This window comes from Yoonia sp. (assembly GCF_036007805.1).
GTDB lineage: Bacteria > Pseudomonadota > Alphaproteobacteria > Rhodobacterales > Rhodobacteraceae > Yoonia.
On record NZ_DASYOK010000361.1, the window covers coordinates 1 to 4,309 of the forward strand.

The following is a 4,309-nucleotide window of genomic DNA, read 5'->3' on the forward strand; positions in this document are numbered from 1 at the left end:
GGAAGCGCCAACACCCGGCGGCGTTGGACTTGGAGGGCTTGAGCTCCAGAACACCGGCGCGATTGCACTTGATACAGCCGTCGTGGAAGAACGCGCGCTTGTTGATTTGCGCCCCCGCCTGCGTCCAGAGGGGCTTGCCGCAAGGGTCGATCCCGGCACGCCGGATATCACCGATATTCTGGCCGGTATCGCGGTCGAGGATGCAACACTCCGCTTTGATAACAGCACTGCACTGGCGGTTGTGCTTTCAATCCGCCCTGATACACGCCCGTCAAACTTTGCCAATGTCGTCGCCGCCGCCTCTGCCCGCACGCAACCACAGCCAGCGGCCCCTGCACCATCAGCCCCGGCAAGTGCCGCGCCTGTCGTTGCTGCCGCGCCGGTCGCACCACAGAACGTCCAGCCCGTGCCGGGCGGTGTGGCACGTGCCGCCACGCAAGAAGACGCGATCCGCCTGCGTGAGATCAATCTGATTGGCGTTTACGGTCGCCCCAATGCCCGCCGCGCCCTCGTCCGCCTGAGCAACGGGAGGTATGTGCGCGTCGAGATCGGCAGCGAGCTTGATGGCGGGCAGGTCACCGCCATCGGCGATAGCGCGCTGAATTACGTCAAACGCGGGCGGACCTACGCGATCGAGCTGCCGTAGCTAGCTTGCCTTCAGAACACCGCGGTCGATCTGGTCGGCCTCGATGCTTTCAAACAGCGCCTTGAAGTTCCCTTCGCCAAAGCCATCATCGCCCTTGCGCTGGATGAACTCGAAAAAGATCGGGCCGATCACGGTCTTGGAGAAAATCTGCAACAGGATGCGGGTTTCGCCGCCATCCACAACACCTTCACCGTCAATCAGGATACCGTGTTTCATCATCCGCTCTTTGGGCTCATCATGGCCCACGACGCGTGTGTAGCTCAGATCATAATAAGCCTCAGGCGGCTTGGGCATGAACTTGATACCCCGCGAGGCAATCTCGTCGGTCGCGTCGTAAAGGTCATGTGCACCCACGGCGATATGCTGGATGCCCTCGCCTTTGTACCGCTTGAGGTATTCGACGATCTGCCCCGTTTCCCCACGGTCTTCGTTGATGGGGATGCGGATCCGTCCGCAGGGGGATGTCAGCGCGCGCGACAACAGCCCCGTGAACTTGCCCTCGATATCAAAGAACCGGATTTCGCGGAAATTGAAAAGATCACCGTAGAACCTGAACCACAGGTCCATGTTCCCCTTGTGCACATTATGTGTGAGGTGATCGAGATAGTGGAAACCGACCCCCACAGGATGCGCGTCCGAGACCCAGTTGAATTCGGCGTTATAGGGGTTCGCTTCATAATACTGGTCAACGAAATAGATCAGGCTGCCTCCGATGCCGACGATTGCAGGCACGTCCAATGCCTTGCCATCGCCCTCATAGGGTACAGCCCCTTTGCTCACCGCATGAATAAAGGCCTGCTGCGCATCGACGACGCGCCAACCCATCGACGGTGCACAGGGGCCATGTTCGTCGACAAAGGCGCGCGCGTGGCTGCCAGGTTCATTGTTGATCACATAGGTGATATCGCCTTGCTGCCAGAGCTCAATGTCTTTGGTCTTATGGGTGGCCGTGTGGGTATAGCCCATCCGCGCAAACAGTGTGCGCAGGGTCTCAGGCTCTGGATGGGCGAATTCGACAAATTCGAAACCATCTGTCCCGGCTGGGTTTTCAGCAGTGATTGTGGCTTTCGGGGCGTCGTGCGGAAAAGGTCCCATGGGTGATCTCCTATGCGTTTTGGAGACAATACAGCGATATACCTGCAATTACTGCGCAATATTGCTTTAATTTATTGTAATTTGCGCGCATTTACTGCATATTATAACATATTCACGCAGGATTTACGCATGACACTGGATGCCGCCGACCTTTCACTGCTGGCCATGCTGCAACGCGATTCCGCCAAGACGGCGCAAGAACTGGGCGATGCACTGAACATGTCTGCCTCGCAGGCAGGACGCCGCAAGCAACGGTTAGAGGCGGAAGGCTATATCGCAGGCTACCGCGCCTTTCTTTCACCAGAGAAAGTGGGGCTCTCGGTACAGGGGTTTATTCAAGTGGTCATGGCCACCCATACCGAAAAGAACGCGCGTGATTTTGTGCAATTGACCAGAACACGCCCCGAGATCGTCGGTGCGTGGACACTGACCGGAGAGGCCGATTATCTGTTGCGGGTCTATTGCCGCGATCTTGCCGCGTTGAACCTGCTGGTCCAACAGGTGCTATTGCCCCACCCCGCCGTCAGCCGTGTGCAAAGCCAGATTGTCATGGAACGGATCAAGCCTGACGCACCCTTGCCGCTCTAGGGTCCGACCCATTCGTCCTTTCCAATAGACGTTGCCGCGTTACAGCGCGGTGGTATCGTCAGACCGCACCACTGCACAAAGCAACATAAAGCCAGTGTTTCATGGAATCCTGGCTGTTCACGCTAGGCCTCGCGCAGGCGCGCGCACTTCACAACGCGTTGGCACTGGAGCTAGCAGCCCGCCAGCACGCCACGACGAAAAGCGCGGCTCGGCAGCGCGAAATTGCGCGAAAGCTTGGGTGCTACCCGTCGGTCACGCCGGCTTCGGCAAAGGTTGCCATGCCCGAATGACAGGCGACTGCACCTTGCAGAACGCCGATTGCAAGCGCCGCACCTGATCCTTCACCCAGACGCAGGCCCAGTTGCAACAAAGGCTGTTTGCCCAAAGCATCCAGCAATTTCTGATGCGCAAACTCCGCGCTCAGATGCCCCGCAACGGCATGATCCAGCGCACCATCCACGGCCTTTGCCAGACTGACCGCAGCAGCACAGCAGATAAATCCGTCCAGAATGACGGGAATCCGGTGATAGCGTGCTGCGGCAATCGCCCCCGCCATGCCCGCCAATTCGCGCCCGCCCAGACAGCGCAGCGCCTCAAGCGGGTCAGTCGTTGCATGAAGCGCGACACCGCGTGCGACCACATCAGTCTTGCGCGCAAGCCCGTCATCATCCACGCCTGTACCCCGCCCCGTCCAGTCAGAGGCAAGCCCCCCAAGAACGGCCAAGGCGACAGCGGCAGCAGAGGTAGTGTTGCCAATGCCCATTTCACCGGTCACGACAAGATCTGCCTGTGGGTCAACAGCCGCCCATCCGGTTTGGAGTGCCTCGATAAATTCGCTTTCGGTCATCGCGGGCGCTGTCGTGAAATCGGCCGTTGGCGTGTCGAGCGCCATTGGATAGACATCCATCTTGGCACCGAAAGCCTTTGAGAGTTGATTGATTGCCGCGCCGCCATGCACGAAATTCGCGACCATCTGCGCGGTCACTTCGGGCGGAAAGGCCGAAACTCCCTGGGCGCAGACCCCGTGGTTGCCCGCAAAGATAATCACCTGTGGCGCTGTAATGCGTGGCCGTACGTCGCCGCGCCAAGCGGCATACCAGATCGCCAAATCTTCCAAACGCCCCAGTGCGCCGGGTGGTTTTGTCAGTTGCCCGTTTCGGTCCTGCGCGCCTTTGCGGGCATCCTCGTGAGGGCCGGGCGCGGCGGCCAGCAGGTCGCGGAAGTCGAAAATCGTTGAAAATGGCGCTTGCATCAGGTCCTCGCTCGGGTCAACTCTTGCCCTTGTTTAACCTATGGCGCGCTGATGAAAAGGCCACGGAAGGACGCATTTTGTACAAACACGACAATAGCTTGATCGCCGCGATTGATCTGCCTGCCGCACTTGGTTTGTTGACACGGCTACCGGTCACGGTTGATGGCACCCGCGCGATGGACCGGGGCGCAGCTTCGGCCTGGGCCTATCCGTTGGTGGGCGTTGTACTGGGCGTTATTCTGGCAGCGGCGACTTCTGTGATGCTTTGGCTTGGCATCCCTTCAGGGATCGTGGCGGGGCTGGTCTTGGCAGGAACCGTGATCATGACCGGAGCCATGCACGAGGACGGTCTGGCCGATAGCGCCGATGGTCTTTGGGGTGGCTGGGACAAGGCCCGCCGGTTGGAGATCATGAAGGACAGCCATATCGGCGTCTACGGCGTTTGCGCGGTTGGCTTGTCACTTTTGCTGCGCTGGCTCGCACTTGTCGTGATCGTATCGATGGGGGCCTATTGGGTGGCGTTCATCGCGGCAGGTGCCGTCAGCCGCGCGGCAATGGTGGTGCTGATGGCGATGTTGCCAAATGCCCGCGACGGTGGGTTAAGCAAATCGGTCGGCCGCCCATCGTCTGCGGCGGTTTGGGTGGCCGTGGCGATTGCAATCGGGTTTGCGCTGCTGTGCGGATATCCGTGGGCCATCATGACGGCCGCAATCGCAGCCCTGTGCTGT

The 4,309-nt window shown here is 59.6% G+C and carries 4 protein-coding genes and 1 pseudogene; 3 read left to right on the top strand and 2 right to left on the bottom strand.

Going from position 1 to position 4,309, the window contains the following annotated elements:
- Positions 1 to 646, top strand: a pseudogene (locus VGP75_RS18985) (hypothetical protein); the annotation flags it as partial.
- On the opposite strand, the gene hppD reads toward VGP75_RS18985, so the two are convergent.
- Entirely contained in the window at positions 647 to 1,741 is a 1,095-nt protein-coding gene (gene hppD / locus VGP75_RS18990) for a 4-hydroxyphenylpyruvate dioxygenase (RefSeq protein WP_327545146.1), read from the bottom strand.
- Positions 1,742 to 1,870: 129 nt separating this feature from the next.
- Here hppD and VGP75_RS18995 point away from each other — a divergent pair, with 129 nt between their 5' ends.
- Positions 1,871 to 2,329, top strand: a complete 459-nt coding sequence (locus VGP75_RS18995; protein ID WP_055296722.1) for an Lrp/AsnC family transcriptional regulator — start codon at positions 1,871 to 1,873, stop codon at positions 2,327 to 2,329.
- Between the two features lie 241 nt (positions 2,330 to 2,570).
- Here VGP75_RS18995 and cobT read toward each other — a convergent pair whose 3' ends face one another.
- Positions 2,571 to 3,581, bottom strand: a complete 1,011-nt coding sequence (cobT, locus tag VGP75_RS19000; protein ID WP_327545147.1) for a nicotinate-nucleotide--dimethylbenzimidazole phosphoribosyltransferase — start codon at positions 3,579 to 3,581, stop codon at positions 2,571 to 2,573.
- Positions 3,582 to 3,658: 77 nt separating this feature from the next.
- Here cobT and VGP75_RS19005 point away from each other — a divergent pair.
- Positions 3,659 to 4,309 (top strand): adenosylcobinamide-GDP ribazoletransferase (locus VGP75_RS19005; RefSeq protein ID WP_327545148.1); only part of this gene is annotated, 651 nt, incomplete at its 3' end.